This is a genomic window from Pseudomonas sp. PSE1(2024) (genome assembly GCF_050990555.1).
Lineage (GTDB): Bacteria > Pseudomonadota > Gammaproteobacteria > Pseudomonadales > Pseudomonadaceae > Aquipseudomonas > Aquipseudomonas aphyarum.
The window spans coordinates 3,886,387-3,905,295 of the sequence record NZ_CP158967.1 but is presented as its reverse complement, the minus strand read 5'-3'; the positions used below and the strand labels follow the sequence as shown (position 1 = coordinate 3,905,295).

Annotated in this window: 17 protein-coding genes; 7 read left to right on the top strand and 10 right to left on the bottom strand. The window is 60.3% G+C overall.

Annotation, left to right across the window (positions count from 1 at the left end; genetic code table 11):
- Position 1 precedes the first annotated feature (1 nt).
- A complete protein-coding gene (locus tag ABTV87_RS17575) occupies positions 2–931 on the bottom strand; it encodes an amidohydrolase family protein (RefSeq protein WP_007952852.1) in 930 nt (309 codons plus the stop codon).
- Positions 932–1,160: 229 nt separating this feature from the next.
- A complete protein-coding gene (locus ABTV87_RS17570) occupies positions 1,161–2,051 on the bottom strand; it encodes a LysR substrate-binding domain-containing protein (RefSeq protein ID WP_433898018.1) in 891 nt (296 codons plus the stop codon).
- A 118-nt stretch (positions 2,052–2,169) separates the two neighbouring features.
- Here ABTV87_RS17570 and ABTV87_RS17565 point away from each other — a divergent pair, with 118 nt between their 5' ends.
- The 6 genes from ABTV87_RS17565 (at position 2,170) to ABTV87_RS17540 (ending at position 9,239) form a co-directional block, all read left to right on the top strand.
- The gene (locus ABTV87_RS17565) at positions 2,170–2,634 is read left to right on the top strand and encodes a (2Fe-2S)-binding protein (protein WP_011334796.1); all 465 of its coding nucleotides are present in this window, start codon (positions 2,170–2,172) and stop codon (positions 2,632–2,634) included.
- On the top strand, positions 2,634–4,841 hold the full coding sequence (locus tag ABTV87_RS17560) for a molybdopterin cofactor-binding domain-containing protein (protein WP_433898017.1): 2,208 nt from the start codon (positions 2,634–2,636) through the stop codon (positions 4,839–4,841). Before ABTV87_RS17565 ends, ABTV87_RS17560 begins: the two co-directional genes overlap by 1 nt.
- Positions 4,842–4,847: 6 nt before the next feature.
- A complete protein-coding gene (locus tag ABTV87_RS17555; RefSeq protein WP_007952844.1) occupies positions 4,848–5,738 on the top strand; it encodes a LysR family transcriptional regulator in 891 nt (296 codons plus the stop codon).
- A 77-nt stretch (positions 5,739–5,815) separates the two neighbouring features.
- Positions 5,816–7,306, top strand: a complete 1,491-nt coding sequence (locus ABTV87_RS17550; RefSeq protein WP_433898016.1) for a helix-turn-helix transcriptional regulator — start codon at positions 5,816–5,818, stop codon at positions 7,304–7,306.
- A 179-nt stretch (positions 7,307–7,485) separates the two neighbouring features.
- The gene (locus ABTV87_RS17545; protein ID WP_084776931.1) at positions 7,486–7,728 is read left to right on the top strand and encodes a DUF1652 domain-containing protein; all 243 of its coding nucleotides are present in this window, start codon (positions 7,486–7,488) and stop codon (positions 7,726–7,728) included.
- Positions 7,729–8,642: 914 nt separating this feature from the next.
- Entirely contained in the window at positions 8,643–9,239 is a 597-nt protein-coding gene (locus ABTV87_RS17540; RefSeq protein ID WP_433898015.1) for a trimeric intracellular cation channel family protein, read from the top strand.
- 45 nt (positions 9,240–9,284) lie between these two features.
- On the opposite strand, the gene ABTV87_RS17535 is transcribed toward ABTV87_RS17540, so the two are convergent.
- The gene (locus tag ABTV87_RS17535) at positions 9,285–10,052 is read right to left on the bottom strand and encodes an SDR family oxidoreductase (protein ID WP_085602758.1); all 768 of its coding nucleotides are present in this window, start codon (positions 10,050–10,052) and stop codon (positions 9,285–9,287) included.
- A gap of 38 nt (positions 10,053–10,090) precedes the next feature.
- A complete protein-coding gene (locus ABTV87_RS17530; RefSeq protein ID WP_085732037.1) occupies positions 10,091–11,158 on the bottom strand; it encodes a phosphotransferase family protein in 1,068 nt (355 codons plus the stop codon).
- Between the two features lie 190 nt (positions 11,159–11,348).
- Between ABTV87_RS17530 and ABTV87_RS17525 the strand changes: the two genes are divergently transcribed.
- On the top strand, positions 11,349–11,744 hold the full coding sequence (locus tag ABTV87_RS17525) for a DUF4280 domain-containing protein (protein ID WP_007958887.1): 396 nt from the start codon (positions 11,349–11,351) through the stop codon (positions 11,742–11,744).
- A 144-nt stretch (positions 11,745–11,888) separates the two neighbouring features.
- Here ABTV87_RS17525 and ABTV87_RS17520 read toward each other — a convergent pair whose 3' ends face one another.
- The 6 genes from ABTV87_RS17520 to ABTV87_RS17495 form a co-directional block, all read right to left on the bottom strand.
- Complete coding sequence (locus tag ABTV87_RS17520; RefSeq protein WP_433898014.1) at positions 11,889–12,431, bottom strand: toxin-antitoxin system YwqK family antitoxin; 543 nt, start codon at positions 12,429–12,431, stop codon at positions 11,889–11,891.
- 12 nt (positions 12,432–12,443) lie between these two features.
- A complete protein-coding gene (gene tssI, locus ABTV87_RS17515; RefSeq protein WP_433898013.1) occupies positions 12,444–14,453 on the bottom strand; it encodes a type VI secretion system tip protein TssI/VgrG in 2,010 nt (669 codons plus the stop codon).
- A gap of 54 nt (positions 14,454–14,507) precedes the next feature.
- Positions 14,508–15,458, bottom strand: coding sequence for a hypothetical protein (locus tag ABTV87_RS17510; protein ID WP_085602766.1), 951 nt, complete (start codon positions 15,456–15,458; stop codon positions 14,508–14,510).
- Positions 15,459–15,478: 20 nt separating this feature from the next.
- Positions 15,479–16,393, bottom strand: a complete 915-nt coding sequence (locus ABTV87_RS17505) for a hypothetical protein (RefSeq protein ID WP_433898012.1) — start codon at positions 16,391–16,393, stop codon at positions 15,479–15,481.
- A gap of 36 nt (positions 16,394–16,429) precedes the next feature.
- Positions 16,430–17,263 carry a hypothetical protein gene (locus ABTV87_RS17500; protein WP_085602770.1) on the bottom strand — a complete coding sequence of 278 codons (834 nt, stop codon included), beginning with the start codon at positions 17,261–17,263 and terminating at the stop codon, positions 16,430–16,432.
- Positions 17,264–17,388: 125 nt separating this feature from the next.
- Complete coding sequence (locus tag ABTV87_RS17495) at positions 17,389–18,885, bottom strand: hypothetical protein (RefSeq protein WP_258711938.1); 1,497 nt, start codon at positions 18,883–18,885, stop codon at positions 17,389–17,391.
- Between the last annotated feature and the right edge of the window lie 24 nt (positions 18,886–18,909).

The window sequence follows — 18,909 nt, the reverse complement described above, 5'->3', positions numbered from 1 at the left end:
TTCAGCTCCTGGCCAGTTGGGTGGTGACGGGGCGCTTGAGTTGCGCCTCTGCTTCGGAAACGGAACGCGGCGGCGGGGACGGCTCGAGGCCGATCATCCGTGCGGTGTTGTTGCCCAGGTAGTCTTCGAGGGTGTCCTCGTCGAGGTTCAGGCCCTGCGGCGGCTCGTGGCAGAGCACTTCGAGCAGGCGCAGCCACATGCCCGGTTCGTTCGGCGGGGTGTCGGTGCCGAACAGGATCTTGTGGGTCGGCAGGACCTTGGCGAACTCAACGATCCGCGATTGCAGGCACCAGCCGGATTCGCAGTAGACGTTGGGCAGCTCCATCGCCCACTGCATCGGTTCGAACACGTAGACGCCGCCGGTCTGCACGCCGAAGTGGGCCATGATGAAATCGACGTTGGGGAATTCCTTGATCATCGGCACCCATTCCGACGGGATGCTGTAAGGCCCGTCGCCGGTGTGCAGCTTGACCGGGATACCCAGCTCGGCGCATTTCTCGAAGGCCGGACGGACCCAGTCCAGCGCACGGTCGGGACGGTAGGCATGCATGTTGGCCTGCATCTGCACCATCTTGAAACCGTGTTCCTTGACGTAGCGCTCGATCGCCTCGACGCCGTTTTCCACGCCGCAGCGCGGGTTGTAGACGAAGCAGCCGATGAAACGGTCCGGGTAGGTCTGGACCATTTTCAGGGTGTAGGCCATGTAGGCGTCGATGGATTCACGGCCCGACAGTTCGCCGTCGGTCCAGGTGTAAATGGTGTTGCCCTGCGGTGGCTGGATGAAGGCTTTGTCGATGCGGCGAGGCTTGCCGTTGACCATGTACGGGCCATCCATCATCTCCAGCAGACGCTCGCCGGTGAACGGGTCACCGTCATGCCTCCAGGCGAGGTCCACGAGATCCGTGGGATAGCAGCTGATATCGATGATCATTGAAGTCGATCTCCTGATAGCGGGGAAGGGAGCCTTGCGGCTCACAGCATCCACGTCCCGGGCAATCGGCCGTTTCTATGCGCAGCACTCGCGCATTCCCTCGCCTGTTCGCATCCGGCCCGGGTGGGTGGTTGCTTGAGGCGAGTATTGGAAGGCGGGGGAGGGTTCGTACAATATTAATTGGGTGGGGTGGTGATACTTGTTCGATATGGGCTTGCCAGCGATGGCGTCAGTGAAGTGTTTGCATGGCCAACTGCTTGATCACTTCAACAACAGGCGCGACCCGCTCCGCCTGCCCATGCGGCCACACCGCATAAAGATTGTAATGCGCCGCAATCTGCGCTTGGTTCAACGCCACCAGCCGCCCGCTGCGCAACGCATCGGCAGCCAGCAATCCACGCACCAGCCCTGCACCGACACCCGCTTCAGCCGCCGCAATCAGATTCGCCGCATTATCGAAAATCACCCGCGCCGGCGGTTCGGTCGGTGTCATCCCGGCCGCATCCAGCCATGGAATCCACGACCGTCGCGTATACCCCAACAGTGGCAGTTCAAGAATCTGCGCCGGGCCCAGTGGCACCTGCAAACCATGCCGCTCAAGCAACGCCGGAGACGCCACCGCCAACACCCGATCCCCGCAGATCTGCGTCATTTCGCAATCGTCCCAATCGCCATAGCCATAGCGCAGCGACAGGTCCACCCGTTCGAACGTGCTGCGATCACTGCGCGGCATCGACAGGATTGTCACTTCGTAATCCGGCAAGCCGTCGAGAAGTTGCGGCAGGCGCGGATTGAGCCAGCTCTGCGCCAGTTCGCTGTCCACATCCAGGGTCAGCCGCTGAGCCACGCTGCGGTTTTTCACCGAGGACAGCGCCCGGTCAATCTGCGCCAGGCCATCCGACAGCACGCTGGCAAACAGCTGCCCGGCGTCGGTCAGGTTGCTGCCGCCGCCTTCGCGCACGAACAGCGGCTGGCCGATGAAGTCTTCCAGGGCGCGGATCTGCTGGCTGATCGCGCTGTGGGTCAGGTCGAGCTTGCGCGCGGCGCTGGAAAAACTGCCGCTGCGCGCCGCGTGGATGAACGCGCTCATGGACTGCACCGACGGGTATCGCTTGTACATGTTGTTAGTCCTGCTTACACCGGTTGGCAGAAATCGTCGCTGGCCGCGCGTTGCCGGGGGTTTCAATAATCGGTCACCAGGCCCGCACAAAGACGGGCCGCTCTTTTGGAGCCTGACAATGATTGCATTCACGGTTAACGGCGAACGACGCGAGCTGGATGAGGCGTCCCCCTCCATGCCCTTGTTATGGGTGTTGCGTGATCAGTTGAAACTCACCGGCACCAAGTTCGGTTGCGGCATGGGCCTGTGCGGTGCCTGCACCGTGCACCTGAACGGCGTCGCGGTGCGTTCCTGCCAGTTGCCGCTGGCCGCCGTCGCGGGCCACAGCATCACCACCATCGAGGGCCTGTCGCCTAGCGAAAGCCATCCGCTGCAACTGGCCTGGGTCGCCGAAGATGTGCCGCAATGCGGCTACTGTCAATCCGGGCAGATCATGTCTGCTGCCGCGCTGCTCAACACCGGCGCACCGGTCAACGACGACTCGATCCGCAACGCCATGTCCGGAAATATCTGCCGCTGCGGCACCTACGGGCGCATCAACAAGGCGATCAAACGTGCGGCGAATGCGCCGAAGGAGGCGTGATGAGCCTCGTCGAAAATGCCGGTTTTGAACTGTCGCGTCGGGTATTTCTAAAACAAACGGTGACGGTCGCGTCCGGTCTGGCGATTGCGCTGTATCTGCCATCCGGCGCTGCTGCGACTGAACCGAAATCCTCGGCCACTGAATTCGAACCCAACGCCTGGGTGCGCGTGCTGCCCGACGGCACGGTGAAACTGGTGGTGCACAAGCACGATTCCGGCACCGGCACCCAGACCGCGCTGGCCGCATGTGTGGCCGAGGAACTGGACGTGAACCCGATGACGGTACAGGTCATCACCCCGGAAGATCCGTTCTTCGAAACCTACATTCATCCGGTCTGGAAAGTCTTCTCTACCGGCGGCAGCACCAGTGTTTCGCTGGAATACGATCGCCTGCGCATGGCCGGCGCCACGGCTCGGGCGCTGCTCATCAATGCGGCAGCACAGCAGTGGAAAGTCAGCCCCGACAGCTGCTCCACCGAGGAAGGCCGGGTCGTGCATGCGTCGAGCAAACGCAGCCTCGGCTACGGCGAACTGGCCGGCGCGGCGGCGCATCTGCCGGCACCGGCCAACGTCACGCTGAAGGATCCGGCGCAGTTCAAATACATCGGCAAGTTGCGCCACAAACGCGATGCGGCAGCCAAGGTTTGTGGGCGCTTCAAGTACAGCATCGACGTGCAGTTGCCGGGGATGCTGGTGGCAGTGATTCAGCGCGCACCGGTGGTGGGCGCGAAGGTTGTCGCCGTGGATTCGGCGGCCGCGTTGCAGGTGCCGGGTGTGCGCAAGGTGATCGCGATTCCCGGTCGGCCGGACGTGCTCGGTGGCAACCTAGAAGGCGTCGCGGTACTGGCCGAAACGTTCTGGGCTGCGCAGCAGGGACGCCAGTTGCTGGAGATCAAATGGAGCGACTCGCCGCTGGCCGGCTTCGACAGCGCCGAGCTGAGCAAAGCGCAGATCGCGGCGATCAGCGACCCGGCAACGCAAACCGTCAAAGCCATGGCCCAGGGCGATGTCGCCGGGCAATGGCCGGGTGCGGCGAAGCTGCTCGAAGCCGATTACACGATGCCCTACAAGGTGCAAAACCCGCTGGAGCCGATCTGCATCACCGCGCAGGTCAAGGACAAGTCGATCACCTACTGGGGCGGTGTGCAGGTGCCGTCGTCGGCGCTGGAAGCGGCGCAGACCGTGTGCGGCATCGGCAAGGACAAGGTCACCATCCATGAGCTGGTGTCCGGTGGCAGCTTCGGTGCGCGGGAAGCCAAATACTGGCTGTTCGAGGTCGCGTATCTGGCGCAGAAAACCGGTGTGCCGGTGAAACTGCTCAACAGCCGCGAAGACGAAATGCACGCGCTGTTCAATCACCCGGCCACGCTGCATCGGGTGAAAGGCGCACTGGATGCCCAGGGCAAACTCACCGCGCTGCAACTGCATGCGGTGTCACCGGCCTCGCCGGAACAGTGGGAGCCGGGCTATTTCGAGCGCCCGGATCACATGGATTACAGCACCACCGAAGCGATCACCGCGTGGGACTTCGCCTACCGTCCGCCGCACCTGGAACTGAACTGGGTCAAACACGAAAGCAACGTGCCCAGCGGTTGGTATCGCTCGGTCAGTTTCATTCCCAACGTGTTTGCCGTGGAAAGCTTCATGGATGAACTGGCCCATGCGGCCGGTAAAGATCCGCTGGCATTCCGGCTGGCCAACATGCAGGAGCGGCCACGGCATGTCGCGGTGCTGAAACAGGCGGCGGAACGCGCCGGCTGGGGCCAGAAACTGCCGCCGGATACGGCGCTGGGGATCGCCACCAATCAGGGCTACACCAGTTTCATCGCCGTGGTGGCGCGGGTCGCGAGGGTGGACGGCAAGGCCCGGGTCGAGAAGCTGACCTGTGCAGTCGATTGCGGCCTGGCGGTATCGCCCGGCGGTGTCGAGGAGCAGATTTACGGCGGATTGATGTGGGGCCTCGGGCATGCGCTGTTCGATCGTCTCGACATCCAGCAGGGCAGGGTGGTGCAGAGCAATTTCCACGACTATCGCGTCACGCGCATGTCGGACATGCCGCCGGTAGACATTCTCGTGCTCGATGGCCAGCCGGACAAACCGGGTGGCGTCGGGGAGCTGGGCAGCCCGTCGGTGGTCCCGGCGATTGCCAATGCGCTGTTCAGCCTGACCGGGGTGCGTCAGCGTTCCACGCCACTGAACCTGGGGTAAGCCGCCATGGACCTGCGTTTGCTGCGGTACTTCATGGCCCTGGCCGATGAGCTGCACTTTGGCCGCGCCGCCGAGCGGCTGCACATCTGCCAGCCGCCGCTGAGCCAGCAGATCCGTTTGCTGGAGGAAGAACTCGGCACGCCGCTGTTCGAGCGCAGCCACCATCGGGTCGAGCTGACGGCGGCGGGGCAGATGCTCAAGGAACAGGCGCCGCTGGTGTTCGAACAACTCGAAAGGGCGCTGGACCTGACTCGCCAGACCGGGCGCGGGCAACTGGGCGAGCTGGAAATCGGCATGATCAGTTCGGTGATGGTCGGCGTGCTGCCCAAGGCGCTGCACCTGTTTCGCGAGCGCTATCCGCAGGTCACCTGGCGTCTGCATGAGATGACCCCGGCGGCGCAGGTCAAGGCGTTGAAGGAAAAACGCATCGACGCCTGCGTGTTCCGCGTCGGCTATGACGACCCGCAGTTGCGCAATGAATTGCTGATCCATGAGCCGATCCATGTGGTGATGCCGCAGGATCACCCGCTGGCCCGGCGCGAGGTGCTGGCGCCGGCTGATCTGGCGCAGGAGCCGTTTGTGGCGCTGGAATTGAAGCAGTCGCGGTTCGCCAATTTTCTCTATCAGTGCTGCATTCAGGCCGGGTTCACCCCGCAGATCCGCCAGCAGGTGATCGAGGTGCAGACCCTGCTCAGTCTGGTTCGTGCCGGGTTTGGCGTGGCGCTGTTACCCGCATCGATCGAGCAGTTAGCTCCCGCCGGACTGGTGTTCCGGCGCCTGACCCCGGCGTTGCCGCAAGTGCCGCTGTACGCGACGTATCGGGCGGACGATGCCTCGCCGGTGCTCAAGCTGTTTCTCGATACGTTGCGCGAGCTGGTCGATCACACATCGCGGTAATCAGGGGCAAAGTTGCTCGGCACGATCACAACGGCCTGCGGTCGTAAACTTCACATGCGCGAACTTGTGGAGAACCAATGAGCCGGGACGTCCTGACCACCGAAACCAATCGCCGTCAGTTGCAGCAGATCATCGCCGGGCTGTCCGACGGGGTGATTCTGCTGGAACTCGACCAGACGATTCTCTGGGCCAACGAAGCCGCGCTGGCGATGCATGGCGTCAGCCGGATCGGCGAGTTGGGCAACAATGCCGGGGAATACGTCGAGCGCTTCAACCTGCGCTATCGCAACAACCACACGCTGACACCGGAGCAATACCCGATCAGCCGCGTAGCCACCGGCGAAACCTTCAGCGACGTGTTGGTCGAAGTCACCCCGAACAGTGATGAGGAACGCACCTGGGTGCACAGCGTGCGCAGCATGGTGCTGACCGATCGCGACGGCGACATCGAGTCGCTGGTGCTGATCATGAGTGACGTCACCGACTGGGCCAACGCCGAACAGCGTTTCGAAAAAACCTTCAATGCCAACCCGGCGCCGGCGGTGATCTGCCGTCTCAGCGACTTGCGTTATATCAAGGTCAATCCGGGGTTCCTGGAGATGACTGGCTACACCCGCGATCAGGTGATCGGCGCCTCGACCTATGAGCTGGATATTCTCGAACAGGCCGAGCGCAAGGGCCTGGCGATCCAGCGCCTGCGCGATGTCGCGACCATTCCGCAGATGCAGGCGGAATTGCGCTTGCCGGACGGCGGCAGCAAACAGGTGATCGTCGCGGGACAGCCGCTGGTGCTCAATGACGAGGACTGCATGCTGTTTTCCTTTGTCGACATGGAGCCCCGGCACAAGGCCGAAGTTGCGCTGCGCCAGAGTGAGGAACGATTCGCCAAGGCCTTTCGCCTGACGCCGGTGCCGATCCTGATTTGCAGCGCCGAAGAGCAGCGGCTGATCGACGTCAATCAGGCGTTTCTCGATACCCTGGCGTACGAGAGCGACGAGGTGCTCGGCAAGACCGTCGCCCAACTGGACTTCATCGATGAACCGGCGGAGCGCGCCCGGTTGCTGGCGGCGCTGGAGAAGACCGGCCGCGTTGATCGCGTCGATATGCGGATCCGCAGGAAAGACGCCGAGCTGCTGGAGTGCGCGGTGTCCGCTGATACCGTCAACATTCAGGACACGGTGTGCTATCTGCTGGTGCTGATGGACATCACCGAGCGCAAGCGCACCGAGCTTGAGCTGGTGGCGGCGATTGAAGAGGTGATGAAGGATGCGTCGTGGTTCAGCCGTACGCTGATCGAAAAACTGGCCAATGTGAAGAAGGTCAATTCGCCGCAACTGCCTAGCGTTTCGTTCACCGATCTCACGGCTCGCGAGCGTGATGTGCTGGGGCTGATCTGTGAGGGGCTGGCGGACAAGGAGATTGCTGCGCGGTTGAAGCTGGCGCCGAACACGGTGCGCAATCATGTGGCGACGGTGTATTCGAAGCTGGATGTGCACAGTCGCAGTGAGGCGATTGTCTGGGCTCGCGAGCGTGGGTTGTTTTCGGGGGGCGGTCGGGGGCAGCGGTAAGGTGCAAATGCACTAGTTCATGGGGTGCAAATTCGGGTGTTTGATCGGGCGGGGTGTTCTTAGTCTGGTGAGGTGCGATGCATTTTTTTGGTGATCGTGTCTTTTTGGAACCTGCTAATGGATCAGCCCTTTATGAATGTGTTGTTGGTTGTTGAGTCTGGTTGTGCGGAGCTGGCGCGATGATTTATCTGGCGCAGTTGCGGGCTCGGCTTGAGCGTAGTTTTTCGCCGTTGGCTTGTGAGTGTGTGGTGGATGGGGATCATTCGCTTACGGTGAAGTTGTATGAGCCGGTTTCGGGGCGGGTGGATCTGGTGATTAGTGGGTTGAGCCTTGGTGCCTTGCGTACTCCGGAAGCGGTGGATGCTTTGATTGGTGAGTTGCGGTATGAGCTTGAGAGTAATTCTTTGCGGTCGCCCAGTTGAACTTGGCGGCCTTTGGGCCGACCAGGTTCTTGTTCGGTTTGGGTGAATATCCGGTTTTTCGGGGGCAGCTGCTGGCGGTTTCGCCCTTACGGCGAGTCACCTTTTCCAAACGCCGAAAAGGTAACCCAAAAGGCTTTACCCTGACGTACGGCCCTCGCTGTGGCTCGGGTTCCTTCGCTCCGGGATTGATCCGGGGGCATCGCCTACGGTTTGCTTCGCTGCACCTCCTCTCGATGCATGCGGCTGCGCCGCACGGTCGCTGCGCTCCCACCCCCGGATCAATCCCTCCACTCAGCCTGCCGACGGGCCCTGCGATCAAAAGCGGTACTTGAGCTAACGCTCATCGTCGTGAGTGGTGAGAAGCGAAGAGCGGACTGCGTTTGCTTTGATCGTTCCCACGCTCCGCGTGGGAATGCAGCCCGGGACGCTCTGCGTCCCAATCTGACATTCACCTGTAGGTGATGGCTTGTCGGCGGTGGTGATGGATTAGTCGACTCATCCCGAAAATCGACAGCAAATCCTGCCAGTTCGAGCCATTTCACTGGCACTTGCAGTCCACTGGTCTATAAGGAATGAGTGGTTCGGTTTCCATAACCGGGCGTTGTCCTGCTCGGCGACGGGAGTTTTCTTCCATTCATCGCGGGTCATCCTATGAACAATCCTGGGAAACGCGTGTGTTTTTCGTTGTTGTCGGCTGTCGGTCTGGTGCTGCTCAGTGGCTGCGCCAGTCCTCCACCCCCTCCGCCGGCAGCACCGCCTCCGCCTCCTGAGCGGACTTGTCAGGTCATGGAAAATACCGAGGTCGCCGGTGATGCGTATGCCGACGGGCAAGTGACTCGACACATCACCAAGACCCGTTGCGTCACTCAATAAGCCGGGCGCCTGTGAAGGCGCGGGTCGAGTGGATTGTGCTGGTGGCCGATCTGGTCGGCACGGCGGTGTTTGCGGTTGAAGGCGCGATTGCGGCGATGCGCAGTCAGCTCGATCTGCTCGGGGTGATGGTGATTGCGTTCATCGTTGCGCTCGGTGGCGGGGTGACGCGTGATCTGTTGATCGGTGCGACGCCGCCCAAGGCTGTGGCGGACTGGCGCTATCCGGCGCTGGCGTTTGCCATGGGCGGGGTGGCGTTTGTTTTTCATGAGCGGGTGCTGGGCTGGTCCGGTTCGACTCTGATCGTGCTGGATGCGGCGGGGCTGGCGTTGTTTGCGGTGGCCGGGGCGCAGAAGGCGTTGAATTTCGGGATCTCGCCGTTTGTGGCCATGCTGATGGGCACGATTACCGGGGTCGGCGGCGGGGTGCTGCGTGACATTGTGCTGGCGCGGGTGCCGGTGGTGTTGCAGGCGGATCTGTATGCCAGTTCGGCGTTTGTCGGCGCGGCGGTGTTGATTGTCGGGCGCAGGCTGGGTGTGCCGCCGGTGGCGGCTGCGTTGCTGGCGGGGGCGGCGTGTTTGTTGCTGCGGCTGTTGTCGGTGCATTTCGGCTGGCAGTTGCCGAAGGTGCCGGAGGCATGAAAAAGGCAGCCCGTGGGCTGCCTTTTCTTTTACGTCAGAAGCGGATCAGGACAGGAAGCCGCCGTCCACGTTCAGCGATACGCCGGTGGTGTAGCTCGAGGCATCGCTCGCCAGGTACAGCACGGCGCCGGCCATTTCGCTTGGGTCGGCTACGCGTTTGAGCGGGATCTGGGTCAGGGCCTGTTTCAGGATCGCGTCGTTTTTCACCAGGGCCGAGGCGAACTTGGTGTCGGTCAGGCCCGGCAGCAGGGCGTTGCAGCGGATGCCGAATTGCGCGCATTCCTTGGCGAAGACTTTGGTCATGTTGATCACGGCGGCCTTGGTCACCGAGTAGATGCCCTGGAAGATCCCCGGCGAAATGCCGTTGATCGACGCCACGTTGATGATGCTGCCGCCGCCGTTTTCGCGCATCAGCTTGCCGGCTTCCACCGACATGAAGAAGTAGCCGCGGATGTTCACGTCGACGGTCTTCTGGAAGGCGCCGAGGTCGGTGTCCAGCACGTTGCAGAACTGCGGGTTGGTCGCGGCGTTGTTGACCAGGATGTCCAGGCGCCCGAACTGTTCCTTGATCCCGGCGAAGACTTGGCTGATCTGTTCCATTTCGCCGATGTGGCAGGCGACCGCTGTGGCCTTGCCGCCGGCGGCGGTGATGGCGTCGGCCACGTGCTGGCAGCCTTCGAGCTTGCGGCTCGAAACGATCACATGGGCGCCTTGCTGGGCCAGCAGTTTGGCGATGGCTTCACCGATGCCGCGGCTGGCGCCGGAGACGAAAGCGATCTTGCCGTCGAGGTCGAACAACTGAGTCTTGGACATGGGATTCCCTTGTAGTAAGCCTTGTTAAAACGCCGTCATCAGAGGCTGGATTTGGCAATGACCTGCAGGCTCATCTGCTCCAGCAGTTTGTTCATGTGAATGAACTGCGCGAAGCGTTTGTCCTGGGTCTGGCCATGGAAGAAGCGGTAGTAGATCTGCTGCACGATGCCGGCCAGGCGGAACAGGCCGTAGGTGTAGTAGAAGTCGAAATTGTCGATCTGGATGCCCGATCGCTCGGCGTAGTAGTCGACGAATTCGCGGCGGGTCAGCATGCCCGGGGCGTGGCTTGGCTGGCGGCGCATCAGTTGCACCGGTGCCGGGTCGTCGGCCTGGATCCAGTAGGCGAGGGTGTTGCCCAGGTCCATCAGCGGATCGCCGAGGGTGGTCAGTTCCCAGTCGAGCACGCCGATGATCTGCATCGGGTTGTTCGGGTCGAGGATGACGTTGTCGAAGCGGTAGTCGTTGTGGACGATGCTGGAGGTCGGGTGATCGGCCGGCATCTTGTCGTTGAGCCAGGCTTTGACCTGTTCCCAGTGCGGTGCGTCCGGGGTCAGGGCTTTTTCGTAGCGCTCGCTCCAGCCTTTGATCTGGCGGGCGACGTAGCCTTCAGGCTTGCCCAGATCACCGAGGCCGCAGGCGTTGTAATCGACCCGGTGCAGTTCGACGAAACGGTCGATGAAGCTTTTGCACAGGGCTTCGGTTTTCGCTGCATCCAGACCCAGTTCCGGCGGCAGGTCCGAGCGCAGGATAATGCCCTTGACCCGTTCCATCACGTAGAACTCGGCGCCGATCACTGATTCGTCGGTGCAGTGCACGTAGGCTTTCGGGCAATACGGGAAGCCGTCGCGCAACTGGTTGAGGATGCGGAATTCGCGGCCCATGTCGTGGGCGGACTTGGCCTTGTGGCCGAACGGTGGACGGCGCAGGACAAATTCCTGGTCCGGGTATTCCAGCAGGTAGGTCAGGTTCGACGCGCCGCCGGGAAACTGGCTGATCTGCGGCGTGCCGGTCAGGCCCGGAATGTGCGCCTTGAGGTACGGATCGATCAGGCTGGCATCGAGTTCTTCGCCAGAGCGGATACGGGTGGACTGGTCAGTAAGCGCCATGCTTATCCCTTCTGCTTATTTTGGAGGCCAGACATCATTGGCTAATCTAATGGCGCGCTCGGGTGGTCACAAGCGCGGTTCGGTCTTATAGGTTAGCGTGTTGGACGATAATCACCTTTGGGAATGTGCGCGGCGGGCCGCTGGCGACTAAGGTTTAGCGGGTATGCCTTGTTCACGAAGGAGCTTTGAAATGGGCTGCCCGCAAGTCTGTGCCAGCGCCACCCTGCAATGCAGTTTCGGCGCCGCGCCGGCGGTGCTCAACGTGCTGCCGGTCAACCGCACGCTGACCGGCGGGATGCCGGCGGCGAACATCATGGATCATATTCCGCTGGTCAACGTCACCACGTTCGGCATGTGCATGAGCATGGCCAACCCGATGGTCGCCGCAGCCACGGCTGCGGCGCTGGGCGTGTTGACGCCGATGCCATGCATTCCGGCGACCGCCACGCCGTGGATCCCCGGCGGTGCGCCGACCCTGCTGCTGGGCGGGATGCCGGCGATCGATGCCAACAGCACGTTGATGTGCAACTGGGCGGGGGTGATCAAGATCGTGATGCCGGGGCAGATGCAGATGTTGATTCCCTGATTCTTGCATTGAGTGTGCTGGCCCCATCGCGGGCAAGCCCGCTCCCACAGTGGTCGGTGTTGTTTACACAATTGCATTCACGACGCAGACCCTGTGGGAGCGGGCTTGCCCGCGAAGAGGCCAGTCAATACAACCTTAAAAATTTCAGGCCTGCTGGGGATCTGTCCATTTGCGAAACCACCAGCGCACCCGGGAAATCGGTTTGCCATCGGCATCCAGCGGCCGTCCGTCCTCGGCGAACCCCTGTTCGGGTTCCATCAACTGCCCATTCAGATAACGCGCATCCACCGCCGGTTTGCCGTTGGGATGAAAGCGCTGATAACGCCCCTCACGCACGCCGTCACGATAGAACTCGGCTTCCGCCACTTGGCCGTCGGGAAAGTAATTGAACGACTCGCCATGCAATAACCCACGCCGATAAGTGGCCTTGCGCTGCAGCCAGCCCTCTGGTGCGTAGAAACTGGCGATGCCTTGCAGCTTGTCGCGCACAAACGGCATCTGCGCCGAGACCTTGCCGTTGGGGTGATAGAGGAGGGACGTGCCCTGCAATTCGCCCTGGCTGTAATTCAGGTCCGCCTGTTTGCGCCCGTCATCCTTGATGTTCAACGGGCCGTCGAGCTGACCGTCCTGCAAACGCCCCTTGAGCTGCTTGTCATCCTGCTGCAGATCCAGCGGTGTGATCGCCATGGCTTCTCCTTGTCAGTTGACCTGCACCAGACCGCCCTTGATGGTCAGCATGCCGCCGCCGTCCACGGTCTGTGAGGCCGCGCCCTTGTTGGTCAGGCTGATGCCGGCGTCGTTGGTCAGAGTGGTTCCGGCCTTGTTGTCCAGCGAAGTGCCGGCCTGATTGGTCATGGCGGTGCCGGCCTTCTGGGTGATCGAGGTGCTGGCGGACGTGGCCAGATCCGCGCCGCTCTTGATCGTGAAACTGCCGCCGCTTTGCAGGGTGAGGGTGCCGCTGACCTTGATCGTCAGGTTGCCGTCGACCGTCAGGCTGTAATCGCCGGTGACCTTGTCGGTGTAGTTGCCGCCGGTGCTGTGGTTCTGGTCGGCGCCGACTTTCACGGTGCGACTGTCCTTCACATCGAGGCTGTCGCTGCCGGTCTGGATCGTGACGCTGCGTTTGCCTTTCTCCAGCGTCACGGTTTCATCGCCGTCCTTGACCGTGCGGGTGCGAGCGTTCTGTACCGTGAGGGTTTCGTCGTGGCCGACGGTGGCGGTGGTGTCGTTGAGCACGTTGATCTTCAGATCTTTCTGCGCTTGCAGGAACACTTCTTCGGCGTCTTTCTTGTCCTCGAAACGCAGTTCGTTGAACCCACCGCCGCCCTTGGATGACTGGGTCTTGATCCCGGATTGGGTCTGGTTGGCGGGCAAGGCATAGGGCAGGGCGTTATCGCCGTTGTACACGCAACCGGTGACCAGCGGCCGATCCGGGTCGCCGTCGATGAAGGTCACGATGACTTCCTGACCGATCCGCGGCACGAACTGCATGCCGAAACCCTTGCCGCTCCACGGCAGCACCACGCGAACCCAGCAGGAACTGGTTTCATCGTTCTTGCCGTCGCGATCCCACGGGAACTGCAACTTGATCCGGCCGTATTCGTCGGTCCAGATCTCTTCGCCGGACTTGCCAACGACGATGGCGGTTTGTGGATGCATGCGCGGTTTGGGCGTGAGGCGTTGCGGACGAAATGGCGTGGCCTTGGGGATCGCTTCGAAGCGGTTGCGATAGCTTTCATGACTGGCGTCGTGGGTGACTCGCGTGACGACCCAATCGACGTTCAGGCTTATGTCTTCGTGGCCGTCGAGGGTGAACCAATGGCCCGGCACCAGCCAGCGACAGTCGCTCTCGCCGACGAAGCGTTTCTCCTCGCTGCGCAGCCCGTCGACCCGCTGCTTGGTCAACGCATCGCCCCGAGCCTTGGCGTTGTAACCGCCGGGATGCTCATAGATCGAACGCGGCCCAGCCACGGCCTCTGCCTGCCCGAAGAGCGAAGTGGTCGGCGTGGTGAATTCGTAATCCGTCGCCTTGTACACCCCGGCCACGGCTTGCAAGCAGACCTGGCCTGAGCGGATGCCGTGCAGCTCGCGCTCACCCATTTGCTGGCCTAGGTATTTGACCTTCGGCCCGTTGGGGATCTGCACGAAGGCGTCGGTGCTGTCGCCCAGCACCAGCGTGTGCTTGCCGTCCCCGTGGGTGAAAAACCAGAAGATGCCTTCCTCTTCCAGTAGCCGCGAGACGAAGGCGAAGTCGGTTTCGCTGTACTGCACGCAATATTCCCGTGGGGTGTAGCTGCCCGTCAGTGAGAGTTTGAAATCGGTGAAACCGTGAGCCTTGAAAATCGTGGTGACGATGTCCGAAGTCGCGAGGTTCTGGAACACCCGGTTATTGCTGGCCAGGGTCAGCCACCAGAGCCATGGCCTTAGAACCAGCTGATAGCGCTCGGCGCTGGCGTCAGCGGGGAGCTGGCGGATTTCGGCGACCAGTGCGTCGAAGGGACGGAGTTGGGCGTCGTTGTGCAGGGTAGTGGTGACGTGGCTGGCGATAGCGCTGGTCAGGGTGAGAGGCGTGCCGTCGTTGAGTCCGTTGAGGACCTGCGAACCCAGCACATTGAGCGCTTCGTCGCCGGACAATGACTCGGGATAAAGCGCTGACACCGCGGCAGCAGTGAGGGAGAGGGTAGTGTTGCTGTCGGTGGAACGGGGCATGGCGTAATCCTTTGAGGGGTGTCCCTTTTCCAGCATCCCGGAAGCTCATGGTGGCTACCATTCACTATCCTGATGTAGCCCGACACTGGTGCACATGTCGTTTTTTTTACCATCAAACAACGTGCCTACGTAGAGACCGAACCGACTCAGATGCGTTTTATCAATTTCGGGCCGATCTCCTTCTCCACCTCCCTCATCACGATTATCGGTTTGAGGTGTTTCCAGATCGACGCGGTACTGAGCCTTGATCCAGGGTTTATAGAAGCCAATCCAGGCATTGCAATATGCGCACGCTTTTTTCAGACCACCCAAAGCAACTTGTGTATGGGGATTGAATGAGCCGACGCCCAATTTTGATTCGGTCAATATGCGCAAAAGTTTCAACTCGGCATGAACTTCGCGGCTGTCATTGATAATGTTGATCTCATTTGCCCCGGCGTTGTAAGTGTGGAGCAGCAAAGACTTGGTTTTTGCCTGACGAGCCAGGTTGGTCATGGCACCGGCTTCGGTGAATTTACGCAAGCACCAAGCGATACGACTTTCCTGGGCCGTGGCCGTCAACGGCAACGTTGCACCGGTAATGAGTCGGTGTGCATCTGCCACTTCCGTGACTGTCAATGCAGGAAATTGAGCAGGCAATCCTGCATACCTGAATGACTGTTGTTCCGGCCCACTGTATTTAAGGGTGTACCCCTTGCCGAACTTTTTCTTCCGTTTACTGGTGGAGTAATCCGGCCCCAGAATTGCGTTGCAATAGCGCACGCATGACACCAGGGTAGCGTGATCGATGACGCCAAAGGCACTGAACAGGTTTGCAACCGCCACATGCTCGCCTTTGTTACAGGCGAAATACAAACTCTCGCCCATTCTCATGCACTGCACTTCCTCGACTTTCACACTGGAGTTGTTGTCCAGGTCGCCGTCCCAATTCAGTTGACGGGCAGCAGAGGCGATTACGGTTGAAATCGCCACCAGGTCTTTACTGTTATAGGCAGGAATTGGCATTTACGTCCTTGTGGCCCGAACTATTCCAGGCTGGCGTTGAGGGTGAAAATAACGGGGAAGTGATCACTGCGGATTGGATGTCCCAGACAATACGGGGCAATTTCCAGGATGTTGCCGAACGAGTCGCTGGTCTGGCGAAGGCTCGCATCGCACTCTGCCCGCCAATGCTGGGCAAACAAGACGTAGGCATAGTCGAGCAGCAACAGAACCGGCTGCAGCTCACAGACCTCGATACCTTGAGTCAACATATAGTCGGGCAGATAGGTTTTGGCCGTGAGTTGTGTGTCATGGCCGTAGCCTTGAAGGATGCCCAGCTCGTGAGTGGCTTTTGCGAGTGTTACGTTCTTTATGCTCAGGTGGGTGTAGCCCGGGCTGGTCGGCACCAGGCGATCCATGCCTTTGATTTGCGCGTACGTCTGCGTGGGTATCAGATTCAGGTCACCGCCAAAAAACAGCAGTTTCTTGATGCCAAGCAACTCGGCGTTTTCCTGGATGAAACCGATCGTGTCCACGATATTGCCCGGCGCCATGAACGAGGCATTGGCATGATAGAAAGCGAAACCAAAAGTTGATTTGATGTGCCGTATGATCAGCGGCGCGCGTTGTTCGGTGTGGGACAAAATATAGTTGTCGGTAACGTTCTCGAACTCGGCACTGACATCGTTCCGTATCAACACCATGGAGCCGAGGGTCGTATGTTTTTTCTTGCCGCCTTCCTGCGTCAATATTGCAATGGCGGTGTAACTGCCGGTCAGATCGGCAATCAGGCTTTCATTGATGTTTCCGGTTTTACCCGCTTCGAACAGCGCGATGATATGCGGCTTTTTCTGCGCGATATAAAAATCCAAAAACTTCTTTTTATCGGCATAGGCTTGCGAGTGGATACCCTTTTGATTATCGAAGTGTTGGGCGTTCCAGATCATGATCGAGTACATGCACGCCTCCCTGAGTTTTCGTTACATTCAGCGAACCTAGATGCAACGGCGCCACCGATACCAGGTCGCTCCATTGTCCAGCACAGTCGCCCTCACAGGCGTGCGCCCGGTCATCTGCTCCTGATAGCTCCAGTGCTTCCTGTTGAAGAAAGTGATCTTGACGCCGGACAGAAGCTGGTCCGCACCGGTCAGTATCGTGAGTAGTTTTTTGGCGCGATCCTTGACCCAGGCTTTACTGTAATTTTGATTCTGCTGGGCATTCATTTCATTGGTAAAAAGCACCATGGAGGCATATAGCTCGGCGGCTTTTACAAAGTGTTTCGAGAACTTTATTTCTCTCAAACGACTGAAGTCGTCTACGTTGGCATCCCCTGGATCATCACTGCGATGTTGGGGAAGCGGGCCTTCGAGAATATTCCACGCTGACCATGAAATGGCTTCAAAGAGGTCGGACTGTTCCTCACCGTCAAGTTCATCGGCGACAGCAAGAAGACCATTGGCAATTTGTCCAACCACCGCTTTCCATTGTGCATAGGTCTGGGTTTCCAACTGCGGGGAGGGCATCAAGGTGGTCTTGATTGCCTTTAGCTTTCTTTTGATCTCCGGGAAGCGCCCACCTCTGGCTCGCTGGCTGAAAAGATCTACGCACATGTCGAGCAGATCGTCATCGGCTATGACATACAGCCAGTTCCAGAAATCTCTCAAACTGTTGAAGGGTATCTGGTGATGCCAGGTCAACGGGAATGAACGCTGTGTTGTTTCCGGCACCAGATCAATCTTCCTTGAATATTGCACCGTCAGGTCGGAGTGAACCCATTCCCGGTGGCCGTTGCTCGGAAAGCGAGTTGTGATGATGGGTGAACAAGCCATGTCGTGTTTTCTCCCTTACCCGCGTAACCGTTGCGCTGCGCCTGGCGAGCACTGTTCTGAGCATCCCGCAAGAAGTCAGGACGGCGCTTTTCCACCGTCCTGTTCCTGTCACGTACGCTTACCCATCACTTCCCGGCATTTTTAGCCTCAGCCGCCTTGGCCTGTTGCCACATCGGAATCGCCTTGAACGCGGTCACCATGTCGTAATCCAGCGCCACCGGTTTCGCGCCTTGCGCGGTGTTCGGCCCCATCGGGGTCTTGCCGTCACGGCTCTGGAACCAGCTCATCCAGAGTTTCGAGCCGGGTTCGGCCATGACCAATGCTGCGTCAGGATCGCTGCCCGAAAGCGGCGGATCGATGGTTTGCGGTGGGTAGCTGGAGGTGGGCAGCAAGAAAGCGGTCATCGGATACTGGGCGCTGCTGTGGCAGCCCAGGCATCCAGCGCTGGCCAGTCCGGCCGGGAAGTAGTGCGATCCAGTCCAGGCGGGAGTCACGACGGCGCCGTCATTCGGGCCTGACAATCGGCCGTCCCATCCCAGGGTGGAAACCGAATAGGCCGGCGACTTGGGATTGACCCAGTTTTCGCTGAGTTTCTGATTGACCGTGACGGGAGGCGTCAGCGCAGTGGGCGCGGTGTTGATGACGTCCGGGTTGCCGCCCCAGGTGGCGCCCAGCGGAATCATCTTGTCCCAGGCGTCTTTACCCGGTGCGTTCTTGTCGTAGACCAGCGTCGAAAACACCCACCCGGTTTGCGGGGACGCGACGCTGTCCTTGACGATGATGTCGAACTGCATCAGCGACACCTTGGTCATCGCCGGTTGAGTGGTGGTGCCCTTGAAGTCTTTGCCGACGCATTGTGTTTTATTCAGCGCGCTGCCATTGCTGGTGTTTACCGGTGCGTAGATTTCCCATTGGGCGGCGCCTTCCATGGGGGCCCAATCGCTGCCACAGGCACTGACCATCGCGAACTTGATGATGACGCTGCCTTCGGCAAACTGCGTGGTGCTCGTTTCCAGCACTGGATTCATCGCACGTTCAGGGGTTTTGCCCCAGATATCGCCGAGGGTTTTCGCCGCGCGGGTGTCGTACAGCGTCAGCACATACGTGGTCACGGGCAGGGTCTGATCCGTCAGCGTGCCGGCGGGAAAACCTGACCCGACATACACGCCACGAATGGGCTCACGCTCTATGCCCAGCCAGATCGAGTCGAACCAGCCGCTGCCCTTGTAGTTCCAGTTGGCGTAGTCGTAGACGATCTTGCGCATGTCAGGCGAGACGTAGTCTTTGAGTGCCTGAACGTAGGCGCCGGCGTTGGCCTGGGTGATCTTGCCGTTGCCGGTGGTCTTGCTCCACGGGAATGAGGTGCCGGTCGGCAATTGGGTCGGATAATCATGGCTGAGCGTGAACAGCGGCCCCTTGTAATCCGGCGGCGGGGAAATGGCCGAAGTGAGAAAGGGGTCGATCTGCAAGTTTGCGTCATTGAGCTTTTCGACCGTGGAGGTCAGGAAGGACACCTTGCCCACCAGCTCGTCTTCCGAATGTCGAGTGTCCGCCTGGGCGGACAACGGTATTGCGATACAGGCGCCCAGCAGACTCATCGGGTATTTCAGGCTTTTTTTCATGACATTATCCTTGTCAGTTTTGGA

Excerpts from the sequence above, each read along its gene's own strand:
- ABTV87_RS17575 (WP_007952852.1), bottom strand. The coding sequence starts at position 931 with ATGATCATCGATATCAGCTGCTATCCCACGGATCTCGTGGACCTCGCC.
- ABTV87_RS17570 (WP_433898018.1), bottom strand. The coding sequence starts at position 2,051 with ATGTACAAGCGATACCCGTCGGTGCAGTCCATGAGCGCGTTCATCCAC.
- ABTV87_RS17565 (WP_011334796.1), top strand. The coding sequence starts at position 2,170 with ATGATTGCATTCACGGTTAACGGCGAACGACGCGAGCTGGATGAGGCG.
- ABTV87_RS17560 (WP_433898017.1), top strand. The coding sequence starts at position 2,634 with ATGAGCCTCGTCGAAAATGCCGGTTTTGAACTGTCGCGTCGGGTATTT.
- ABTV87_RS17555 (WP_007952844.1), top strand. The coding sequence starts at position 4,848 with ATGGACCTGCGTTTGCTGCGGTACTTCATGGCCCTGGCCGATGAGCTG.
- ABTV87_RS17550 (WP_433898016.1), top strand. The coding sequence starts at position 5,816 with ATGAGCCGGGACGTCCTGACCACCGAAACCAATCGCCGTCAGTTGCAG.
- ABTV87_RS17545 (WP_084776931.1), top strand. The coding sequence starts at position 7,486 with ATGATTTATCTGGCGCAGTTGCGGGCTCGGCTTGAGCGTAGTTTTTCG.
- ABTV87_RS17535 (WP_085602758.1), bottom strand. The coding sequence starts at position 10,052 with ATGTCCAAGACTCAGTTGTTCGACCTCGACGGCAAGATCGCTTTCGTC.
- ABTV87_RS17530 (WP_085732037.1), bottom strand. The coding sequence starts at position 11,158 with ATGGCGCTTACTGACCAGTCCACCCGTATCCGCTCTGGCGAAGAACTC.
- ABTV87_RS17525 (WP_007958887.1), top strand. The coding sequence starts at position 11,349 with ATGGGCTGCCCGCAAGTCTGTGCCAGCGCCACCCTGCAATGCAGTTTC.
- ABTV87_RS17520 (WP_433898014.1), bottom strand. The coding sequence starts at position 12,431 with ATGGCGATCACACCGCTGGATCTGCAGCAGGATGACAAGCAGCTCAAG.
- tssI (WP_433898013.1), bottom strand. The coding sequence starts at position 14,453 with ATGCCCCGTTCCACCGACAGCAACACTACCCTCTCCCTCACTGCTGCC.
- ABTV87_RS17510 (WP_085602766.1), bottom strand. The coding sequence starts at position 15,458 with ATGCCAATTCCTGCCTATAACAGTAAAGACCTGGTGGCGATTTCAACC.
- ABTV87_RS17505 (WP_433898012.1), bottom strand. The coding sequence starts at position 16,393 with ATGTACTCGATCATGATCTGGAACGCCCAACACTTCGATAATCAAAAG.
- ABTV87_RS17500 (WP_085602770.1), bottom strand. The coding sequence starts at position 17,263 with ATGGCTTGTTCACCCATCATCACAACTCGCTTTCCGAGCAACGGCCAC.
- ABTV87_RS17495 (WP_258711938.1), bottom strand. The coding sequence starts at position 18,885 with ATGAAAAAAAGCCTGAAATACCCGATGAGTCTGCTGGGCGCCTGTATC.